Genomic DNA, 22582 nt, shown 5'->3' on the forward strand with positions numbered 1-22582 from the left:
GGGGTGGCTGAAAGGGGGGCGAGCTTGGGCAACGGGCTTGGGCGGCGGCCGCCGACGGCCGCCCCCGCGGCGGACCGGCCCTAGGACTTGCTGGCCAGCGCCTGCGCCTTCTTGATCAGCTCGCCGCCCTGCGGAACCTCGTCCTCGAAGCTCTTGTAGATGCCGGCGCTGGCCTTGACGAAGGCGGCCTTGTCCACCTGATTGACCTCCATCCCGGCCTCCTTCAGCTTCTTCAGCAGATCCTCATCCATTTCGGCGGCGATCTTGTAGACGGTCGGCTGGACTTCCTGCGCGGCCTCGGTCAGCGCCTTCTGGATTTCGGGCGAGAATTTCTTCCAGCTGCGGCCGGCGGTCAGATAGGCCGGGGTGTAGACGTGGTCGCTCATCGACAGGTACTTCTGCACCTCGTAGAAGCGGGCCGGGTAGATCTGGGCGAGCGGGTTTTCCTGGCCGTCCATCACCCCGGTCTGGAGCGCCACGAAGATCTCGGAGAAGGCGAGGGGGCTGGGGTCGGCGCCATATGCCTTGAACATCTTGACCCGCCACACCCCCTTGGGCACGCGCAGCTTGATGCCCTGGAGATCCTCCGGCTTGGTGATCGGGCGCTTGCTGTTGGTGATCTGGCGGAAGCCGTTCTCCCACACGCCGAGGATGTGGTAGCCGTCCTTTTCCGCCGCCGGCACCAGGGTCGGCGTCACGATCTCGTCGCGGATGCGGACCATGTGGTCGCGGTCCTTGACCAGATAGGGCAGTTCGAACAAGCCAAAGACCGGCACCTCCGACGACATGACGGTGGAGGGCAGGGACAGGTCGATGGTGCCGAGCTTCAGCTTCTTCAGCATCTCCGAATCGCCGCCGAGCTGGCTGGAGCCGAAGACCACCACCTTGCCCTTCCCGCCCAGCTTCTCGTTGGCGATGCGGGCGAATTCCTGGCTGGAGCGGTCGAACAGCGATCCCGGCTCTCCGACATGGCCAAGCTTGATCTCGGTCTGCGCCTGCGCCTGCGCCGCGCCCGCCATCAGCGAACCGGCGAACAGGACCGACGCGATCAGCGCCTTGGTGTAGCCCATGACTGTCCCTCCCATTTTGTTTGGTGTCTCGTTGCGATGTCAGGCGACGGTGGCGGCCGTCCTTTCCGCCTGCGCGGCGGCTCGGGCCTGCAGGGCATCCATCGCCGCGCGGGCGCCACCCTTGCGGTGGGGGATGCCGGCGAGTTCCAGCCCCATCTCCACCCCGCTCAGCGTGCCGGCCAGCGTCAGGTCGTTGAAGTCGCCGAGATGGCCGATGCGGAACACCCGGCCGGCCAGCTTGCCGAGCCCGGCGCCCAGCGACATGTCGAAGCGGTCGAGGATGATGCGGCGCAGCCGGTCGGCGTCATGGCCGTCCGGAAGCAGCACCGCGGTCAGCGAGCTGGAATATTCCGCGGGGTTGAGCGCCAGCACCTCCAGCCCCCAGCCGGTCACGGCCCGGCGCGTCGCCTCGGCATGGCGGTCGTGACGGGCGAAGACGGCGTCCAGCCCTTCCTCGTGCAGCATGTCGATGGCCTCGACCAGGCCGTAGAGCAGGTTGGTCGCCGGCGTGTAGGGGAAGAACCCGGCCCGGTTCGGACCGGCCATGTCGGCCCAATCCCAGTAGGACCGCGGCATCTTGTTGCTGCGGCTGGCCGCGATCGCCTTTTCGGATATGGCGTTGAAGCTCAGCCCCGGCGGCAGCATCAGGCCCTTCTGCGAGCCGCTCACCGTCACGTCGACGCCCCATTCGTCGTGGCGGTAGTCGATGGACCCCAGCGACGAGATGGTGTCGACCAGCAGCAGCGCCGGGTGGCCGGCGGCGTCGATGGCGTTGCGGATCAGCGGAATGCGGCTGGCGACGCCGGTCGAGGTCTCGTTGTGGACCGCCATCACCGCCTTGATGGCGTGGCCGCGGTCCTCGGCCAGCCGGGCTTCCACCGCGGCCGGGTCGACGCCGTGGCGCCAGTCGCCCGGTACGAAATCGCAGTGGATGCCGAAGCGGTCGGCGAGGTTGCGCCACAGCGTGGCGAAGTGGCCGGTCTCGAACATCAGCACCCGGTCGCCGGGAGACAGCGTGTTGACGATCGCCGCCTCCCACGCCCCGGTGCCCGACGCCGGGTAGATCACCACCGGCTGCTCGGTCTTGAAGATCGTCTTGATCCCTGCCAGCGCTTCACGGCCAAGCGCGGCGAAGTCCGGGCCGCGATGGTCGATGGTCGGCCGGTCCATCGCCCGCAGGATGCGGTCGGGCACGTTGGTCGGCCCCGGGATTTGCAGGAAATGGCGTCCGCTGCGATGGGCCATGAAGGCTCCTCCTCCCTTGTGTCGATGATGCCGTTGTGTCGGTGACTTGGGGGCAGTGTCGGTGCGCACGGCCGGTGTGCGTGTTTCGGGCGCGTGATCCGGACGCAGGATGGCGACGGCGTGCGAAGACGATTGGTTTGTCCACCAAACAAATTTTGCATTCGAATGGCCGGCGCTGCAAACGGTCATTTGCGGCCATGACCTACCCATTTCCGAAAGGGTGCATCGGCAATAGCGCCTATGCTGTCGCCGGGTCTCGACAGAAATCGCACGTTCCCCTAAGGATTTTGTTCGTCTGGCGAACGATTGAGGCCCGTGTTGCGATCCATCGGGCCGTAGGGACGATTCACCGCAAGGTGAATTTTGAATGCAAAATCGACGATCTGCCGGCGCGATCCATCCGCGCCATCCGCCGTCGCCATCCGTTTCAGGGGAGCCCACGCCATGCCGCTCGACGACCGCAATGCCCCGACCGCCGCGCCGCGCCGCGGCTCCCGGATCGGTGACGGCGCCCTGGCCGCCCGCCTGCGCGGCGCCGTGAAGGGGGAGGTGCTGTTCGACCGGTTCGCGCGCGGCCGCTACAGCACCGACGCCTCGATCTACCAGATGGAGCCGGTCGGCGTCGTCGTGCCGCGCGATGCGGAGGATGTGGCGGCGGCGGTCGCCGTCGCGGTGGAGGAAGGGGTGCCGATCCTGCCGCGCGGCGGCGGCACCTCGCAGTGCGGGCAGACGGTGAACGAGGCGCTGGTCCTCGACTGCTCCCGGCACCTGAACCGCATCCTGGACGTGGATGCCGAGGCGCGGACGGCGACGGTGCAGCCGGGCATCGTGCTTGACCATCTGAACAAGGCGCTGAAACCGCTGGGGCTGTGGTTCCCGGTCGACGTCTCGACCGCGGCGCAGGCGACCATCGGCGGCATGACCGGCAACAACAGCTGCGGCACCCGCTCGCTGCGCTACGGCAACATGGTGCACAATGTCCGCGCCATCGACGCCGTGCTGGCCGACGGCACCCCGATGCGCTTCGATGGTTCCGCCCCCTCGACCGAGCGTCATCGGCAACTCGAAGCGGCGCTGAAGGCGCTGCACGCCCGCGAGGCCGATGAGATCACCGCCCGCATTCCCGCCGTCCGCCGCAAGGTCGGCGGTTACAACATCGAACGGCTGGATGGCGACCACCCCAACCTCGCCAAGCTGCTGGTCGGGTCGGAGGGGACGCTGGCCTTCTTCCAGCGCATCGAGCTGGCGCTGGCGCCGCTGCCCCGGCACAAGGTGCTGGGCGTCTGCCATTTCCCGACCTTTCGCAAGGCGATGGAATCGGCGCAGGCGATCGTTGGGCTGAAGCCGGCGGCTGTGGAGCTGGTCGACCGCAACATGATCGCGCTGGGCCGGGACATCCCGCTGTTCCGCGCCACCATGGACCGCTTCATCGTCGGCGAGCCCGACGCCCTGCTGCTGGTGGAGTTCGCCGGCGAAGACCGTGACGAGGAGATCGCCAACCTCCGCCGGCTGGGCGAGCTGATGGGCGATCTCGGTCTGCCCGGGGCGGTGGTGGAGGCGGTCGACCCGGCCTTTCAGGCGGCGATCTGGGAGGTGCGCAAGGCCGGGCTGAACATCATGATGTCGATGCGGTCGGAGGGAAAGCCGGTCTCCTTCATCGAGGACTGCGCTGTCCCGCTGGAGCATCTGGCCGATTACACCGAGCGGCTGACCGAGGTCTTCCACCGGCACGGCACCACCGGCACCTGGTACGCCCACGCCTCCGAAGGCTGCCTGCACGTCCGTCCGGTCCTGAACCTCAAGCAGGAACTGGAGGTGCGGAAGATGCGCGCCATCGCCGAGGAAGCCTTCGCTCTGGTGCGCGAATACAAGGGATCCCATTCCGGGGAGCATGGCGACGGGCTGGTCCGCTCCGAATTCCATGAGCCGATGTACGGCCGGCGCATCGTCGACGCCTTCCGCGAGGTCAAGACGCTGTTCGATCCGGCCGGCCTGTTCAACCCCGGGAAGATCGTCGATCCGCCGCGCATGGATGACCGCCGCCTGTTCCGCTACAAGCCCGGCTATGGCGCCATGCCGGTCGACACCGCACTGGACTGGTCGGAGTGGAACGGCTTCCTCGGCGCGGTGGAGATGTGCAACAACAACGGCACCTGCCGGAAGTCCGACCCCGGCGTGATGTGCCCGTCATACCGGGCGACCCGTGACGAGCAGCATGTCACCCGCGGCCGGGCCAACACGCTGAGGCTGGCGCTGACCGGTCAGCTCGGCCCCGAGGGGCTGGCCGGCGACGGGGTGATGGAGGCGCTGGACCTCTGCGTCGGCTGCAAGGGCTGCAAGCGCGAATGCCCGACCGGCGTCGACATGGCGAAGATGAAGATCGAGGTGCTGGCCCAGCGCCGCAAGCACGGCGCCCGCCTGTCGCTGCGCGACCGGCTGGTCGCGTGGCTGCCGCGCTACGCCCCGGCGCTGTCGGCCGCCGCCCCCCTGCTGAACCTGCACGGCCGGATCCCCGGCCTGCCGGCGCTGACGGAGCGCCTGCTCGGGCTCAGCCGTCACCGATCGCTGCCGCGCTGGCACGCGACGCCGTTCCGCCACCCCGACGTCCCGAAGCCCGGCGCGGCCGGCGAGGTGGTTCTGTTCGCCGATACCTTCAACCGCTGGTTTGAGTCCGACAACGCCCGCGCGGCGGCCCGCGTGCTGGAGGCGGCGGGGTACACCGTCCATGGCGCGGCGCCGGCCGACGGCGGCCGACCGCTGTGCTGCGGCCGGACCTTCCTCACCGCCGGTCTGGTCGAGCAGGCGCGGGCGGAGCAATGGCGCGTGGTCGAGGCGCTGATGCCCTATGTCGAACGCGGGGTGCCGATCGTCGGGTTGGAACCGTCCTGCCTGCTGACCCTGCGCGACGAGATCACCGCGGTGCTGCCCGGACCGGAATATGCCCGCATCGCCGACCACGCCCTGCTGTTCGAGGAGTTCCTCGACCGCGAGCACGCCGCCGGCCGGCTGACCCTGGCGCTGAAGCCGCTGGCGGCGTGCAAGGCGCTGGTGCACGGCCATTGCCACCAGAAGGCCATGGGCGCGCTGCCGCCCGTGGAAAGAGTGCTGAAGCTGATCCCGGACCTTGCGGTTTCGGTGCTACAATCCACCTGTTGCGGAATGGCCGGAGCCTTCGGCTATCAGGCGGAGCATCACGAGGTGTCGATGAGGATGGGAGAACTCGACCTGCTGCCGGCGGTGCGCGCCGCCGATGCGGACACCATCCTGGTGGCCGACGGGACGAGTTGCCGCCACCAGATCCAGGACGGCGCCGGCCGGCGGGCGGTGCATGTCGCCATCCTGCTGGAGCAGGCGCTGGCGGACCGGACGGCTGCGGTGGGGGGAAGACCGGAATGACGCTGATCGACCGCAGCAGCCTTCACGCCGAGGTCGTCGCCCGGCTGCGCGCCGCCATCGTCGACGGCGACCTGTCGCCCGGTTCGCGCGTCAACGAGCGTGAGCTGTGCGAACGCTTCGGCGTGTCGCGCACCCCGTTGCGCGAGGCGTTGAAGGTGATGGCCAGCGAGGGGCTGGTGGTGCTGCTGCCCAACCGCGGCGCCCGTGTCGCCACCCTGACGCGGGCAGACATCGAGGACACTTTCACGGTGATGGCCTGCCTGGAAGCACTGTCCGGCGAGCTGGCCTGCGCCCACATCACCGAGGAACAGATCGCCGAGCTGCGCGCTCTGCATTACGAGATGCTGGCCCACCATGCCCGCCGCGACTTGCAGGCCTATTACCGGCTGAACGAGCGCATCCACCACATGATCCTGACGGCGTCGAACAACCCGGTGCTGATCGCCACCCACGCCGGTTTGGCGCTGCGCATCCGCCGCGCCCGCTACATCGCCGACATGCCGCGCGACTGGTGGGACCAGGCGGTGCGCGAGCATGAACAGATCCTGGACGCCCTGGTCCGGCGGGATGGCGCCGCGATCGCGATCCTGCTGCGCCAGCATCTGGAGCGCAAGATCGACATCATGGCCGATGCGACCGGGATGGCGCCGTCGGGTGCCGACGCCGCGAAAACCTCGTCGGCCGCCTGAGCTTGTCCGCCAATCCCCATATATAGCAGCCGCCTATGCGGATGACTTCCCGTCAAGGCGATCCAGGATCTCCTGTGCCTGGGCAAGCAGAGAGTCGCGTGCGGCCCTCAGCCGTTCAAGTGCCGACTGCGACTGTGTGATCGTCCATTTCGCGTGGTAGATTTGCTGATCAAGAGTGTCGATGTCCTTCTCAATGAAGATCAGCCACTCGCGATCGGTTTGTATCCGGCGGTCGCTCATGATCGAGCCTCCCTTCTCCCTCACTGGTGGCGGCATACCCTCGCTCGCAAAGACCGATTTCCCGACCGGCCACGCAGGCGCCCCGCCGGTCGGCCGGGTGCCATTGGCGAAGTCCTTCCGCGTCAAAGGAGCGGCCGGGCCAGATCGAAACGGTCGGCATTCATGATCTTCGTCCAGGCGGCAACGAAGTCCATCGCGAACTTCTCGTGCGCATCGCTGCACGCATAGGCCTCCGCAAATGCGCGGAGCTGCGAATGCGCCCCAAAGATCAGGTCGACGCGGGTGGCCGTCCATCTGCGTTCCTTGCTCTTGCGGTCGCGTCCTTCGTAAATGCCGTCCGCATTCGGAGGCTGCCACTCCGTGCCCATGTCGAGCAGGTTGACGAAGAAGTCATTGGTCAGCGTCTCGGGCCGGTCGGTGAGGGCGCCATGTTTGGAACCGCCGACATTGGCGCCCAGAACGCGCAGCCCACCGAGGAGAACCGTCATCTCCGGGCCGGTCAGCCGCAGCAATGCCGCCCGGTCCACCAGTGCCTCTTCCGGAATCATGAACTGCTGCTTCGTGCTGTTGACATAGTTGCGGAAGCCATCGGCGCGTGGTTCGAGCGGGGCGAAGGAGTCGACGTCGGTCTGCTCCTGCGATGCATCCATGCGCCCGGGCGAGAACGGCACCTGCAAGGTCAAACCGGCATCCTGTGCCGCCTTCTCAATCGCCGCACCGCCGGCAAGAACGATCAGGTCGGCAAGCGAGATCCTCTTGCCGCCGCCGGCCGCTGCGTTGAAGTCCTTCTGAATGGCTTCCAGCGTCTGTAGTACGGTCTGGAGTTGCGCCGGCTCGTTCACCTCCCAATCCTTTTGCGGGGCAAGGCGGATGCGCGCGCCGTTGGCGCCGCCGCGCTTGTCGGAACCGCGGTAGGTGGAGGCGGAAGCCCAAGCCGTCGAAACCAGTTGCGAGACCGAAAGGCCGGAAGAGAGAATCCGGGTCTTGAGGGTGGCAACGTCGGCATCATCCACCAGCGGATGATCGACCGGCGGGATCGGGTCCTGCCAGATCAGCGTCTCCTTCGGGACGAGCGGGCCGAGATAGCGAACGACCGGCCCCATGTCGCGGTGGGTCAGCTTGAACCAGGCGCGGGCGAAGGCGTCAGCGAACTGGTCGGGATTCTCGTAGAACTGCCGCGAGATCTTCTCATAGACGGGATCGAAACGCAGAGACAGGTCGGTCGTCAGCATTGTGGGCAGGCGCTTTTCAGAGTCCGCGCAGGGGCCCGGAACCGAAGGCTCGGCATCCTTCGCCTGCCATTGCCACGCACCGGCCGGGCTTTTGGTCAGTTCCCATTCGTACTTGAACAGGTTGTCGAAGAAGTGATTGCTCCACTTCGTCGGTGTCTGGGACCAGATCACCTCCGGGCCGCCGGTGATGGCGTCGGGTCCGAATCCCGTGCCGTGTTTGCTTTTCCAACCGAGGCCCTGGTCCTCCAGCGCACCGGCTTCGGGTTCTGGGCCGAGGAAGGACGGATCGCCCGCACCATGCGTCTTGCCGAAGGTGTGGCCGCCGGCGATCAGCGACACGGTCTCCTCGTCGTTCATGGCCATGCGGCGGAAGGTCTCGCGAATGTCCTTGGCCGCCGCAACGGGATCCGGGTTGCCGTTCGGCCCCTCCGGATTGACGTAGATGAGTCCCATCTGCACCGCGCCCAACGGGTCCGCGAGTTGTCGTTCGCCGCTGTAGCGCTCGTCGCCGAGCCAGCTTCCTTCCGGACCCCAGAAAAGTTCCTCCGGTTCCCATGCGTCCACGCGGCCGCCGGCAAAGCCAAAGGTCTTGAAACCCATTGACTCCAAAGCGACGTTTCCGGCCAGGACCATCAGGTCGGCCCAGGACAGTTTGCGACCGTATTTCTGTTTGATCGGCCACAGCAGACGGCGCGCCTTGTCGAGATTGGCGTTGTCCGGCCAGGAATTGAGCGGCGCGAAACGCTGTTGGCCGGTGCCGGCGCCGCCGCGACCGTCGGCGATGCGGTAAGTGCCGGCGCTGTGCCACGCCATGCGGATCATCAGGCCGCCATAATGACCGAAGTCGGCAGGCCACCAATCCTGCGAGTCCGTCATCAAGGCATGCAAATCCTTGATGACCGCGTCGAGATCGAGGGACTGGAATTCCTTGGCATAGTCGAAATCCTTGCCCATCGGATTGGACAAAGCCGAATTCCGATGGAGCATCTCAATATCGAGGGCATTCGGCCACCAGTCGCGGTTCCTGCGGCTTTTGCTTCCCCCACTGAACGGGCACTTGCCTGCGCTCTCGTCGGTCCTTGCGTCCATCGTTCCCTCCTGAATCGCTTATGGGCTCCCGTGGCGGCAATAAATGCTCAGCAGATTAAACTGTATGGTTAAGGTACGATCAGGTAAAATGGTCTTTTGTGATTGCTGTGATAAGGTATTCTTATGATTCCAGGATCCGTGACTCTCAGGCAGCTCCGCTATTTCGATGCGCTGGCACACCACGCCCATTTCGGACGGGCGGCGGCGGCCTGTGCCGTTTCGCAGCCCGCCCTGTCGATGCAGATCAAGGAATTGGAGGAGGCGTTGGGTGCGGCACTCGTCGAGAGGGGCGGCAGAAGCATTCGGCTGACTGCCTTCGGGCAGGAGGCATCCCTGCGCGTCCGCGACATCCTGCGCTCGGTCGATCAGCTGGGGGAGCTTGCCCAGATGTCGCGCAACCGGATCACCGGTCGCTTGTGCATCGGCATGATCCCCACCATCGCACCCTATCTGCTGCCGGCCGTGATCGGGGTGATCACGCAGGAACATCCCCATGTCGAGATCGAAGTGCGTGAGGCGCTGACGTCGAAACTGATCGAAGAGCTTGGCGATGGCCGGCTCGATACCGCGATCGTCGCGCTGCCGGTGTTGGAGCCGTCGCTGACCGAGGTGGTGCTGTTCACCGAGGATTTCCTGCTGGTTCGCCCGGCCAAGGATGCGGAAAAGCCGGTGCCAACAAGGGAAATGCTGCGGGAGATGCGGCTGCTCCTGCTGGAGGAGGGGCACTGCTTTCGCAATCAGGCCCTGTCCTTCTGCAACATGCCGTCCTCTTCGCCGCGGAAGGCGCTGGAGGCGAACTCATTCTCCACGCTCGTCCAGATGGTCAAGGCGGGTATGGGCGTGACATTGATACCAGAAATGGCTGTGGCGGTGGAGACCGGTTCAGGCACGGTATCCGTCGTCCGTTTCAAGGATCCCCAACCCTCCCGGACCATCGGCATGGTCTGGCGCAAGACAAGTCCATTGGCCAGCCAATTCCTGAAATTGACGGAGCTGCTTGGCCGGCAATCGGAGCTTTGATCCCTACGCCGACAAAGCTGCACTACCGATCGACGGATGGATATGGTTAAGGGGGAGCACCATCAGCTCATCCGGTTCATCACTGCACCGCCCAACGCTCCAGGGCGGCGCGGACGCGAAGGATGACGGGGGTCCAGTCACCCGGCCGATCCTGGCGGAACAAGCGCATGGTCGGATACCACGGACTGTCCGACCGGTCGCGCAGCCAGCGCCAGCAGGAATCGTAGCGCGACAGCATCCAGACCGGGCGACCCAGTGCGCCGGCCAGATGGCACACTGAAGTATCGACGCTGATGACCAGGTCGAGATCTGCGACAAGCGCGGCGGTGTCGGCGAAATCGCCAACCGCATCCATCCAGTCGACAAGGTCGAGACCGGGCGGCGGCGCTTCGGTCGCCGACGGGCCTTTTTGCAGGCTGTAGAATCGCACGCCCGGAACGCCGGCCAGCGGGGCCAACGCGGCAAGCGGCAGGCTTCGCCGCCGGTCGACCATGTGGGCCAGGAACTGGTCGTTGTGCGCCGAACCGGCCCAGACCAGCCCGACCTTCAAGCGGCGCTCTCCGTCGAGCTTCCGTTTCCAGGTGGTGCGATCCTGCTCGGATGCGCGCAGATAGGGAACGGCTGCCGGGATGGTTGCCAGTGTGGTGCCGAACACCAAGGGCAGGCTGAGCAGCGGAATGCAGGCATCGCATTTCGGTGGCGGTTCCGTGGGCGCCCGGACCGAGGCGACGCCGGGGAGCCCCGACAGCAGCCGGACCAGTGACGGTTGAACCATCAGATGGACTTGGGCACCGAGTGCGGCCAGCATCGGGGCATAGCGGACGAAATGCAGCGTATCTCCTTGCCCCTGTTCGGCCACCAGAAGGAATGAGCGTCCCGCCGGGTCGCCGCCTTGCCAGCTTGGGGCATATGCCGGATAGGCAACACGGTCCATCCGCCAGCGGGATTCATAGAGACGCCAGCCATTGGCGAAGTCGCCATCCGCCAGCAGCACCATGGACAGGTTGAAGCGTGCAACGTCGCTTTCGGGATGGAGCACCATGGCGCGCTCGTTGCCGCGGCGCGCCCGCTCCGCCTGTCCGCGGCCATGTTCTGCCAGGGACAGGTTGATGAGTGCGGTCGGGGAAGCCGGTTGCAGGACCAGAGACCGACGGGCCAGCGACACCGCCGCAGCGAAGTCGCCGCGCAAGGTTGCCAGCAGACTGTCGCCGGCCTCGGCATATCCCTCCAGCGGAGCCAAGCGGCGCAACCGGTCATGCATCGCCTTGGCCGCGTCGAGCCTGCCCTGCCTGATCAGGAGCCCGGCATGGTTCACATAGCCGGCCGGCCGGTCGGGCGACAGCGCCACCGCGCGCCGCGCGCAGGCGAGCGGCAGTGTCGGCTCTGCCGTATCCCCGAGCCCGCCGGCCAGCGAGAGCCACGCCGGCGGGCTGTCCGGCGCCAGCCGCACCACCCGATGCAGGACGATCGGCAGGCGCTCCATTGCCCGCCGTTCCAGCAGGATCGAACCGACGACCGACCAGCCTTCGGCAAAGCCTGGGTCGAGAGCCAACGCCCGCATCGACGCCCGCGCCGCCGCCTTGAAGCGCCGGCTTCTGTGCAGCAGCGAGGCCAGTCCGGCCCAAGCCCTCGGGTAGGCCGGACGCAGCCGCAAGGCGTGATGGTAAGCCCGCGCCGCACCAGCTGCCTGGCCCAGGGCGCGCCGCGCTTCGCCGAGATTGTGCCAGATGCTTGCCCGATGCGGTGCCAGTATGGCTGCCGTGGTGAAACAGGAAACGGCGAGCGTTTCCTGCCCGTCTGCCAGGGCGGCGGCACCTCGGTGGGTGAGTACAACGGCTTGGTCGGTGAAACCGGCGGTTGGGTCGGGCATGAAAGAGTGTCCTGAGGAAGGCGGCGGATCAGTGCAGGGCTGCTGCAGAGAGAACTTGTGCGTAGGGCGGCATCCGCCCGATTCGGCTGAGCGAAATCCGCGGCTTGCCCCGACATTCACCATCTTAAGTCGATCGCTTGTGGATATTCCTCCATGTCTTCTCCATCTTTGGCTGTGAAGAAAACGATTTTTTGAGAAAATTATCTACTCTCTTAATAATTTAATTTTGTTTTGCGGTGCATGCTAACGATTCTTCCGGGATGATCCGCGAAAAGTTGGGGAGAAAGGTCGGATGGCAGCCGAAGAACGATCCCATCCCGTGCTGGCCCATCCCATGCTGCAGGGCACGCCGAACCTGCCCGATTGGCTGGAGACGGTCGGCTGCGCGATCGCATTTTCGACCTACGAGACGCACAGGCTGTTCTTCCTTGGGCTGGGAGAGGATGGGCGTCTGAAGGCCCATGAGCGGATGGTGCAGCGTTGCCAGGGCCTGTGTGTCGACGCGGCAGCGCTGTGGGTCGCCGGACAGTCCCACCTCTGGCGCTTCTCCAATATGTTGCAACCGTCCGGTCGCACGCCGTCGGGCGCGGACCGTCTTTACGTGCCGCGATTGGGCTACATGACCGGCGACGTCGATATCCACGACATCGCGGTCGGGCATGACGGCGTCCCGATCTTCGTCAACACGCGCTTCAGCTGTCTTGCCGTTCCCGACGCCGACCGGGGATTCCGTCCGGTCTGGAAGCCCGCCTTTATTTCCGCCCTGCGCAACGAGGACCGCTGCCATCTGAACGGGATGGCACTCGGCGAAGACGGCCGGCCGCTGTTCGCGACGGCGTTGGGCCGCTGCGATGTCATCGAGGGCTGGCGCGAGCGCCGGACCGACGGCGGCGTGCTGATCGATGTTCCATCGGGCGAGGTTGCCTGCGCTGGGTTGTCGATGCCCCATTCCCCCCGCTGGCACCGCGGCCGGCTGTGGCTGCTCAATTCCGGCACCGGCGAGCTTGGAACGGTGGACGCAAGCGGTCGCTTCACGCCGGTCTGCTTCTGCCCCGGCTTCGCGCGCGGATTGGCCTTCCTTGGGAAATGGGCGGTTGTCGGGCTGTCGCGTCCACGCGGCGATCACGGAACGCTGAGCGCGTTGCCGCTTGAGGCGGCCCTGAACCGGGCCGGAGTTTCCGCCCAATGCGGCTTGGCCGTGGTGGACACCGACAGTGGAACCGTGGCGCACATGCTGTGGCTCCATCACACCGTCAACGAGTTGTACGACGTCGCCATCCTTCCCGGTGTGCGCCGTGCGGAGGCGGTGGGGCTGCTCGACGCACGGGCGCTGGCCGAAGCGGTGACCACTCCAACAGACGTTCCGAATTGACTGGACGCCACATGGCGGACGGTGAGCGGGTGCGGCGTCGACAGATATATCCGAGGGGCTGAAAGATCGTGGCTACTCCAACCTTTACTCTGGTCGGCACCAACTCTTTCGGTCTCAGCGGCGTCGGGCAATACGCCGCCCCCACATTCGCGGATCTCGACGGCGACGGTGACCTGGATCTCCTGGTCGGAAACAAATCTGGCGAGACGGTGTATTTCGCCAATGTCGGGACGACGCTGGCGCCGACCTTTTCCCTGCAAGGCACCAATCTGCTCGGCATTTCCAGCTACAATACCTATGCGGCCCCAAGACTCGTCGATATCGATGGAGACGGTGACCTCGATCTTTTCATCGGTAGCAAGGATGGCGGCACCCGGTTCTTCCGCAACAGCGGAACGTCGGCCTCTCCATCCTTCTCCCTGGAGGGGACCAACCTCTTCGGCATCGTCACCGACGGCTACATGGTTCCGAGCTTCGCCGACCTGGATGGCGACGGCGATGCCGATCTGCTGATGGGGACCACCAGCAATGGCCTCCTTTTCTACCGCAACACCGGAACCTCGTCGGCGCCCTCCTTTTCGCTGGAGGGAACGAACCTCTTCGGCATGACGGCGGGCGTAAGCCACAATGCGCCGGTCCTCGTCGATCTCGACGGCGACGGCGATCTCGACCTTGTGAACAAGGATGTCGTTTCCATCAACATCGGGACGACATCGTCCCCGACATTCTCGCTTGTCGGGACGGCTGTTTACGGCCTCAACACCGGAGCCTATCCGATGCCGGCCTTGGCCGACCTCGACGGCGACGGCGACCTTGACGCGATTTACGGTGTCCAAGCTGGCTCCCTGCTATATCTCCGGGACATCGCGCCGGTCGTCAGGACGCTGGCCGATTCCGGCAACACGCTGACGCTGTCGCAGATCAACACCCTGACGGGGGGCGCCGGTACGGACGTCATCACGCTGGGCGACATCGGCGCGACCTTCGGCGTCACCGGGGTCGAAACGCTGACCGGCACCGGTGGCACCAATGTCATCACGCTGGGTGACACGGCCGGCTCCACCATGATGGTGTCGTGGCTGAGAAGCCTGACCGGCGGGATTGGGAACGACCTCATCACGCTGGGTTCGGCGGGCAATAGCACGACAGTCTCGCTGGTGGAAACCCTGATCGGCGGGATTGGAATTGATCAAATAACGCTGGGTACCGGGGGGAACACCATCCTGGTGTCCGGACTGGAGACCCTGCTGGGCAGCACTGGTATCGATGCCATAGCCCTGGGCGATCTCGGCAACACGATAGCGGTCTATTCCACTGAAACCATCATCGGTGGTGCGGGCACGGACTCCATCGTGCTCGGCTCCAATGGCGTGCGGTACGCAGTGTCCGGCGTTGAAGTCGTCATCGCGGGTGGCGCGGGCGGCACAGCGTCCTTGAATTTGGGGACGCAGGGCAACACCACCACGGTGTCGCTGGTGACGAGCATCATCGGCAATAGCGGCACCGACCTGATCACCCTGGGATCGGCCGGCGTCACCACGAAGGTGTCGGATCTGGAGACGCTGATCGGTGGTGTCGGCACCGACGCCGTGACCATCTTGACGGCCGGCACGACCATGCTGGTCTCCGGGCTGGAAACCCTGACGGGCGGCACCGGCACCGATGTCATCACCATCGGCACCATCGGCAGCACCATGACGGTGAAGCTGCTGGAGACCCTGGTCGGTGGTGCCGGCACCGACCTCGTGACCTTCGCCTCCGGTGGCAATACGACACTGGTTTCCGACATTGAGACGTTGACCGGTGGGATTAACGTCGATGTCGTGATTCTCGGGACCCGCGGCAACACGCTTCAGATCTCCCGCATTGAAACGGTGACGGGAGACAGCGGCACCGACATCGTAACGGTGGGCTCCACCGGCGTATCGGTGAAGGTGCAAGGCATCGAGACCTTGATCGGCGGGGCCAGCACCGACGTCGTGACGCTCGGTACCGCCGGCAACACGGTGCTGCTTTCCGCCGTGGAAAGCGTCATCGGTGCGACCGGCACGGACGTCGTGAACTTCGGGCCGGCCGGCAGCACGGTATTGATCGCGGCGCTTGAAACACTGGTTGGTGGTGTGGGCGTCGATGTCGTCACAGTCAGCGCCAGTGGCATAACCCTTTTTCTTTCCCAGATCGAAACATTGAACGGTGGCTCGGGCCGCGACGCCATCTCGCTGGTGGATTCGGGCAACACCATCCAGTTGTGGAGAATCGAGACGTTGACCGGTGGGGCCGGCACCGATGTTGTGACGATCGGTTCCAACGGAAGCACGGTGTTGGTGTCCGACATCGAAACCTTGGCGGGCAGCACCGGCACAGACGTCGTGGTGCTGAGCATCGCCGGCAACACGATGCTGGTCTCGTCTGTCGAAACACTGACCGGCGGGGCCGGCACCGACGTTGCGACGCTCGGCACTGCCGGAAACACCCTGCTGCTCTTTGCTTTTGAAACCTTGGCGGGCAGCATCGGCACCGATGTCGTGACGCTCGGCACCGGCGGCAACACGGTGCTGGCCTCCGATATCGAGATCTTGACCGGCGGGGCTGGCTCAGATCTCGTCATGCTCGGCACCGCCGGCAGCACAATTCAAGTTTGGCGCATCGAATCGCTGAGCGGCGGGATCGGCACCGATGTCGTGACGGTCGCCTCCGCCGGCGGCACGATACTTGCGTCCGGTATCGAAACCTTGACCGGTGGGGTCGGCACCGATGTCGTCATTCTTGGCACCGCCGGCAACACAATTCAGATCTCCCGCATCGAAACGGTGACGGGAGACAGTGGCACCGACGTCGTAACCGTGGACGCGACCGGTGTATCGGTGACGGTACGAGGCATCGAGACCTTGCTCGGCGGAGCCGGCACGGATGTCATCACACTGGACAGCGCCGGCAACACGATGCTGGTCTCGGTTGTCGAGACCTTGACCGGCGGGACCGGCACTGATGTCGTGACGCTCGGCGCCAGTGGCAACACCCTGCTGACAACCGGCATCGAGACGCTTATCGGCGCCGCCGGCACGGATGTCATAACGCTCGGCACTGCCGACAACACCCTGCTGGTCTCGGCTGTCGAAACGCTGACCGGTGGGGCCGGCACCGACGTCATTACACTGGGTACCGCCGGCAGCACGATGCTGATGTCCGACATCGAAACGGTGGCGGGAGACAACGGCACTGACGTCGTCACCCTGGGTACGGCTGGAGCGACCTTGACTGCACAAGGTCTTGAGACCTTGACCGGTGGGGCCGGGACTGATGTCATTTCGCTGGGTGCTGTCGGCAATAGCCTGATGGTCTCGGCTGTTGAAACGCTGACCGGTGGGACCGGCACCGACATCATCATGCTCGGCACCAGCGGCAACACTCTGCAGGCAATCGGTGTCGAGACGCTTATCGGCGGTGCCGGCACCGACGTCGTGACACTGGACACCGCCGGCAATACCCTGCTGGCAACCGGCATCGAGACGATTATCGGAGGCTCCGGCACCGATGTCGTCATGCTTGGCAGCAGCGGGGCGACTTTTCAGGCCGTCAATATTGAAGCCGTCATCGCAACCGGGCAGACTCTTCATCTGAGCGGGCTCGAAACCCTGGTCAGCATTCTGAATGCCGACATTCTCGTCTTGGGCGACGGTGGCAACACACTGTCGGTCTCCACCCAATACAAGACCATTCTCGGATCGTCGGGATCCGATGTGATCACGCTTGGAAGCGGCGGCAGCACGGTTTACGTCGAAGGTCTCGAAACGCTGACCGGGTCGGACGCCGGCGATGCGGTGATCGTCGGCACGTCCGGCATCACGCTGCTGGCAACCCTGCTCGACACGATCACCGGCGGAGCCGGCACCGATGTCATCGCCCTGGGCAGCACGGGCGGCACCCTGCTTGCCGAGCGGCTGGAGACGCTGAGCGGCGGCAGCGGCATTGACGTCGTCATGCTGGGGACCGGCGGCACGACCCTGCTCGTCAATGCCATCGAGACATTGGCAGGGTCTGCGGGCACCGATGTCGTGACCCTCGGTTCGGCCGGCGGCACTCTGCTGGTCAACCTGCTGGAGACGATCACCGGTGGCAAGGGTCCCGATCTGATCGCCCTCGGCACGTCCGGTTCGACCGTTTCGATCTCGGCTATCGAAATCCTCACCGGCGGCATCGGCACCGATGTCGTCACCCTGGGCACGGTCGGCAACACCCTGCTGCTGCGCAGCATCGAGACGCTGACAGGTGGGATCGGGACCGACATCGTCACGCTGGGCGATACCGGCAACACCACGCGGGTTTCGGCTTTTGAGACGATCATCGGCGGCGCGGCCGTCGACGCCATATCGCTGGGCACGGCCGGCAGCACCCTGTTTGCAACCGCTCTCGAGACGGTGACCGGCGGAGCCGGCACCGACGTCGTGGTTCTCGGTTCGGCCGGCAACAGCCTGTCCATCTCGGATTTTGAAACGATCACCGGCGGCGGCGGCACCGACATCGTCACCTTGGGCATGGCCGGCAACACGCTGCTGCTCTCGATTGTGGAGACGATCACCGGCAGCGCGGGCACCGATGTCGTGACCCTCGGTTCGGCAGGCAGCACTCTGCTCGCCAACTTGCTGGAGACGATCACCGGCGGCGCGGGTTCCGAGTTGATCTTCCTCGGCTCGGCCGGCGGCACGGTCCTGGCGTCCAATTTGGACCTGCTGATCGGCGGCGCCGGCACCGACATTGTCACGCTGGGTCCGGCAGGCAACACCCTGTTGATGCGGGGGCTGGAAAGCCTGATCGGCGGCTTGGGAACCGACGCCATCACCATCGGCGATACCGGCACCACCATGGCGGTTTCGAGTATCGAGACGCTGGTTGGCGGGTCAGGGACCGACACCGTCGCGCTGGGCACGGCAGGCAGTACGCTGCTGGTTCGGGGGCTGGAAACCCTGGCCGGCGGGATCGGTACCGATGTGGTCACCATCGGTTCGGCCGGCGCCACTCTGCTCGTCGACCTGATGGAGACCATCGCCGGCGGCACGGGCTCCGAGTTGCTCCTCCTCGGCTCGGCCGGTTCGACGATCGCGCTGTCGGGCATCGACACCCTGATCGGCGGGGTCGGGACCGATGTCGTCACCTTCGGGATCGCCGGCAACACCGTGCTGCTGCGCGGCATCGAGACGCTCACCGGCAACAGCGGCGTCGACGTTCTGACGCTGGGCGACACCGGCAACACGGCGATGGTATCGCTGTTGGAGACGATCATCGGCGGAACCGGTGTCGATGCCGTCCTGCTCGGCATCGGCGGCAACACGCTGGCGGTGTCGCAGCTTGAAACGCTGATCGGCGGGGCCGGTCTGGACGTGGTGGCGCTGCGGTCCGGCGGTAGCACTTTGGCGACGGTGGCGGTGGAAACGCTGATCGGCGGCAGCGGGCTGGATGTGGTGACGCTCGGCACCGCCGGCACGACGGTGCGGATCGCCGGCATCGAGTCGATCACCGGCAACAGCGGGAGCGACGTCGTCCAGTTGTCGGACGGTGGTGGCACCTTCGTCGCCAATCTGCTCGAGACGCTGATCGGCAGTTCCGGCAGCGACGTCGTGGTGATCGGCGAGCTGGGCGGCGGTTCGACCCTGCTGATCGCCGGGCTGGAGGTCCTGGTCGGTGACGCCGGCGCGGACGTCGTCACGCTCAGCAACGCCGGCAACACCACGCTGCTGCGCATGCTGGAGACGCTGACCGGCGGAACGGGCGTGGATGCGATCACCATCGGCAATCGCGGCTCGACCATGGTGGCCTCGAACCTGGAGACGCTGGTCGGCGGGACCGCACTCGACATCATCACGCTGGGCACCGGCGGCAACACGCTGCTGGTGTCGCAGCTGGAGACGCTGATCGGCAGCAGCGGACTGGACATCGTGACGCTCGCCACCGCCCGGTTCGACACGGCGGCTGACATGAACCGGGTATCGGGCACCGGCGGCAACACGCTGCTGGTCGCGGGCCTGGAAACGCTGATCGGGTCGAGCGGGACGGATGTGGTCTATCTCGGCTCGGCCGGCAACACGGTGCTGGTTTCGGGGCTGGAGATCCTTGTCGGCGGAGCCGGCAACGACGCGGTGACGTTGGGTGACGGCGGCAACACGGTGCTGCTACGCGGGATTGAGACGCTGACCGGCAACGGCGGCGTCGACGTTCTGACGCTGGGCGACACCGGCAACACGGCGACGGTGTCGCTGTTCGAGACGATCATCGGCGGGACCGGCATCGATGCCGTCCTGCTCGGCACCAGCGGCAACACGCTGGCGGTGTCGCAGCTTGAGACGCTGTTGGGTGGCGCCGGTCTGGACGTGGTGACGCTGGGGTCCGGTGGCAGCACCCTGGCGACGGTGGCGGTGGAGACGCTGATCGGCGGCAGCGGTCTGGATGTGGTGACGTTGGGCACCGCCGGCACGACGGTGCGGATCACCGGCATCGAAACCTTCATTGGTGGTGCGGGAATCGATGTCATCACCGTGGGGTCGGGCGGCATCACGGCACAGGTGAATGTCCTTGAAACCGTTGCCGGTGGCGAAGGCTTCGATCTGATCTTCCTGGGCAGCACCGGCAGCACGCTGCTGGCATCGGCCCTTGAAATTCTGGTCGGCGGCAACGGTCGGGATGTCGTCACGCTGGGGTTGGACGGCAACACGCTGCTGCTGCGCGGTATTGAAACCCTGACCGGCGGGGCGGGCAGCGATACCGTCACCATCGGCGACACCGGCACCACCATGCTGGCGAGCGCGATAGAGACGCTGACCGGCGGGTCCGGGCTGGACGTCATCGCCTTGGGCTCGGGCGGCAGCACGATGATGGTGTCGCTCCTCGAAACGCTAACCGGCGGGGCGGGCAGCGACGTGATCGCGATCGGCACCCTGGGTGCAACGCTGGTGGCCAACGCGCTTGAAACCCTGCTGGGTGGCGCGGCATCCGAACTCGTCTTCCTTGGTTCAGGCGGATCGACGATTGTGGTGTCGGGAATCGATACCCTGATCGGCGGCACCGGCACGGATATCGTGACGCTGGGCTCGGCGGGCAACACGCTTCTGCTGCGCGGCATCGAAACACTGACCGGCAACAGCGGTGTCGACGTGCTGACGCTCGGCAACACGGGCAACACGGCGACGGCATCGCTGTTCGAGACGATCGTCGGTGGCCTGGGCACCGATCTCGTCGCCCTCGGTTCGGTCGGCAACACGCTGATGGCGTCGGACATCGAAACCCTGGTCGGCGGCACGGGCACCGATGTCGTCACCATCGGCACTGCCGGCGGCACGCTTCTGGCGCTCGCCATCGAGACGCTGATCGGCGGCACGGGGCTTGAGGTCATCTTCACCGGTTCGACGGGGGCGACCCTGACCGTCTCGGGTGCGGATTTCGTGGTCGGCAGCAGCGGCACCGATGTCCTGACCCTCGGGTCCGCTGGGAATACCACCACCATTCGCGGCATCGAGACACTGGTCGGTGGCGAGGGCTCCGACCTTGCGGTCCTGGGCGATACCGGCAACACGCTGACCCTGGGTGCGAACTTGGAAATCCTCGTCGGCGGCGCAGCGGTCGACGTCGTGACCATCAGCACTTCGGGTGCCACCCTGCTGACCCGTGCGATCGAGACCCTGATCGGCAACACCGGCACCGACGTGATCACGCTCGGCGACACGGTGAACACGGTCATCGTCACCGGCATCGACACCCTGACCGGCGGTGCGAGCACTGACATCGTCTTCACCGGCTCGGCCGGTGTGACGATGACGGCTTCGGGCGTCGAGTTCCTGGTCGGCGGCACCGGTTCGGATGTCGTGACCCTGGGCTCCTCGGGCAACACCGTCATCACCCGCGGCATCGATACGCTGTCGGGCGGTGCGGGCACCGACTGGGTGTTCCTGGGCGACACCGGCGTCACCATGGCGCTGGGTTCGGGCATCGAACTGCTGATCGGTGGCGCCTCCACCGACGTTGTCAGCCTCGCCACCTCGGGCACGACCCTGCTGACCCGTGCGGTCGAGACCCTGATCGGCGCGGCCGGCACCGACGCGATCACGCTGGGCGACACGGCCAACACGATCACCGTGACGGGCATTGACACCCTGACCGGCGGTGCGAGCACCGACATCGTCTTCACCGGCTCCGCCGGCGCGACGATGCTGGCCTCGGGCGTCGAGTATCTGGTCGGCGGCACCGGTTCGGACGTTGTGACCCTGGGTGCATCGGGTAACACCGTCATCACCCGCGGCATCGACACCATGATCGGTGGTGCGGGCAGCGACCTGGTGCTCCTGGGCGACACCGGCGTCACCATGCGGGCCGAGAGCGGGATCGAGATCATGGTCGGCGGCGCCGGCACTGATAGCGTCACCCTCGGCGACAACGGCAACACCGTCCTGCTGCGTGGCATCGAGACCCTGGTCGGCGGCACCGGCAACGACGTGATCACCGCCGGCAACACCGGCGTGACCATGTCGGTCTCGGGCGTCGAGACGCTGATCGGCGGTTCGGGCACCGATGCGATCACGGTGACCAGCGGGTCGATCCGCTTCCTGGGTGGTACGGGCGACAGCCTGACTCTGTCCGGCAGCGGCACGGATACGGTCGTGTACTCGTCCTTCAGCGACATCGCGTCGCTGGGTGCGAACACCGGCTTCGTCTCGGTCTCGAACTTCCAGTCGAGCACCGACAAGGTGGAACTGACCGGTAGGGCCCGGACCGAGGCGGACAAGAACGGCGATGCCTCGCTGGCGACGGCGTCTGCTGCGACCAACGGCGTGAACATCGGCTCGAGCGAATTGGTGAACCTGACCTCGGCGGTCAGCGGCAGCCTGACGGATGCCTCGCTGGCGAACTTCCGCACGGCTCTGGGTGCACTGACGAACTCGTCGGCTGGTGCAAGCACGCTGGTTCTGGCCAACAATGGCACCAACTCCGCTCTGTACCAAGTGGTCGACACCAACGGCGACGGCCAGGTGGCTTCGTCCGAGGTTCGCCTGCTCGGCGTGTACAACAGCCAGGTGCTCTCGCTCTCCGACATCAACCTCGGTTGATCCGGCGGCTAAGCATCGTGGTAAAAAGGAAGGGCGCCCGCACGGTGTTGGTGCAAAAATGCCCGGCTGGTGGCGGTCGGGAGGGCGAGCGGGTGTAGAGGCGGCCCGCTGACGCCGAGAACCCGATGTCGTACAAGGCCAACGTGCCCCGCCACCACAAGATCCCGAATGCCCGCGATCTCGCGGAACGGCTTGCGCCGAATGTACCCATGGTGCCCGGCATGCGAGCCAATCAACAGGACCGGACCTTCTTTCTTTGCGTCAGAG

10 protein-coding genes are annotated in these 22582 nt (G+C 65.8%); 5 read left to right on the forward strand and 5 right to left on the reverse strand.

Annotated features, from left to right (window positions below):
* Positions 1–80: 80 nt before the first annotated feature.
* Entirely contained in the window at positions 81–1070 is a 990-nt protein-coding gene (locus tag ACCD06_RS20235; protein WP_413343006.1) for a TRAP transporter substrate-binding protein, read from the reverse strand.
* 39 nt (positions 1071–1109) lie between these two features.
* Positions 1110–2315, reverse strand: coding sequence for a pyridoxal-phosphate-dependent aminotransferase family protein (locus ACCD06_RS20240; protein ID WP_413343008.1), 1206 nt, complete (start codon positions 2313–2315; stop codon positions 1110–1112).
* Between the two features lie 444 nt (positions 2316–2759).
* Here ACCD06_RS20240 and ACCD06_RS20245 point away from each other — a divergent pair, with 444 nt between their 5' ends.
* Positions 2760–5711, forward strand: coding sequence for an FAD-binding and (Fe-S)-binding domain-containing protein (locus ACCD06_RS20245; RefSeq protein WP_413343010.1), 2952 nt, complete (start codon positions 2760–2762; stop codon positions 5709–5711).
* Entirely contained in the window at positions 5708–6400 is a 693-nt protein-coding gene (locus ACCD06_RS20250) for a GntR family transcriptional regulator (protein WP_413343012.1), read from the forward strand. The genes ACCD06_RS20245 and ACCD06_RS20250 overlap by 4 nt, the downstream gene beginning before the upstream one ends.
* Before the next feature lie 33 nt (positions 6401–6433).
* Here the strand turns inward: ACCD06_RS20250 and ACCD06_RS20255 are convergent, their stop codons facing one another.
* Both ACCD06_RS20255 and katG read right to left on the reverse strand, forming a co-directional pair.
* Positions 6434–6640 (reverse strand): hypothetical protein, encoded by a 207-nt coding sequence (locus ACCD06_RS20255; protein ID WP_413343014.1) that lies wholly within the window; start codon positions 6638–6640, stop codon positions 6434–6436.
* Between the two features lie 122 nt (positions 6641–6762).
* A complete protein-coding gene (katG, locus tag ACCD06_RS20260) occupies positions 6763–8961 on the reverse strand; it encodes a catalase/peroxidase HPI (protein WP_413343016.1) in 2199 nt (732 codons plus the stop codon).
* 123 nt (positions 8962–9084) lie between these two features.
* On the opposite strand from katG, the gene ACCD06_RS20265 reads away from it, so the two are divergent.
* Positions 9085–9981, forward strand: coding sequence for a LysR substrate-binding domain-containing protein (locus ACCD06_RS20265; protein WP_413343018.1), 897 nt, complete (start codon positions 9085–9087; stop codon positions 9979–9981).
* 79 nt (positions 9982–10060) lie between these two features.
* Here the strand turns inward: ACCD06_RS20265 and ACCD06_RS20270 are convergent, their stop codons facing one another.
* On the reverse strand, positions 10061–11851 hold the full coding sequence (locus tag ACCD06_RS20270; protein WP_413343020.1) for a hypothetical protein: 1791 nt from the start codon (positions 11849–11851) through the stop codon (positions 10061–10063).
* 292 nt (positions 11852–12143) lie between these two features.
* Between ACCD06_RS20270 and ACCD06_RS20275 the strand changes: the two genes are divergently transcribed.
* On the forward strand, positions 12144–13223 hold the full coding sequence (locus ACCD06_RS20275) for a TIGR03032 family protein (protein WP_413343022.1): 1080 nt from the start codon (positions 12144–12146) through the stop codon (positions 13221–13223).
* A 68-nt stretch (positions 13224–13291) separates the two neighbouring features.
* Positions 13292–22315 carry a beta strand repeat-containing protein gene (locus ACCD06_RS20280; protein ID WP_413343024.1) on the forward strand — a complete coding sequence of 3008 codons (9024 nt, stop codon included), beginning with the start codon at positions 13292–13294 and terminating at the stop codon, positions 22313–22315.
* Positions 22316–22582 lie beyond the last annotated feature (267 nt).

The organism is Azospirillum sp. CT11-132, from assembly GCF_047302835.1.
Classification (GTDB): Bacteria; Pseudomonadota; Alphaproteobacteria; order Azospirillales; family Azospirillaceae; genus Azospirillum.

What these genes read in the sequence shown, in the direction of transcription:
- ACCD06_RS20235 (WP_413343006.1), bottom strand. Translation starts at nt 1,070, where the DNA reads ATGGGCTACACCAAGGCGCTGATCGCGTCGGTCCTGTTCGCCGGTTCG.
- ACCD06_RS20240 (WP_413343008.1), bottom strand. Translation starts at nt 2,315, where the DNA reads ATGGCCCATCGCAGCGGACGCCATTTCCTGCAAATCCCGGGGCCGACC.
- ACCD06_RS20245 (WP_413343010.1), top strand. Translation starts at nt 2,760, where the DNA reads ATGCCGCTCGACGACCGCAATGCCCCGACCGCCGCGCCGCGCCGCGGC.
- ACCD06_RS20250 (WP_413343012.1), top strand. Translation starts at nt 5,708, where the DNA reads ATGACGCTGATCGACCGCAGCAGCCTTCACGCCGAGGTCGTCGCCCGG.
- ACCD06_RS20255 (WP_413343014.1), bottom strand. Translation starts at nt 6,640, where the DNA reads ATGAGCGACCGCCGGATACAAACCGATCGCGAGTGGCTGATCTTCATT.
- katG (WP_413343016.1), bottom strand. Translation starts at nt 8,961, where the DNA reads ATGGACGCAAGGACCGACGAGAGCGCAGGCAAGTGCCCGTTCAGTGGG.
- ACCD06_RS20265 (WP_413343018.1), top strand. Translation starts at nt 9,085, where the DNA reads ATGATTCCAGGATCCGTGACTCTCAGGCAGCTCCGCTATTTCGATGCG.
- ACCD06_RS20270 (WP_413343020.1), bottom strand. Translation starts at nt 11,851, where the DNA reads ATGCCCGACCCAACCGCCGGTTTCACCGACCAAGCCGTTGTACTCACC.
- ACCD06_RS20275 (WP_413343022.1), top strand. Translation starts at nt 12,144, where the DNA reads ATGGCAGCCGAAGAACGATCCCATCCCGTGCTGGCCCATCCCATGCTG.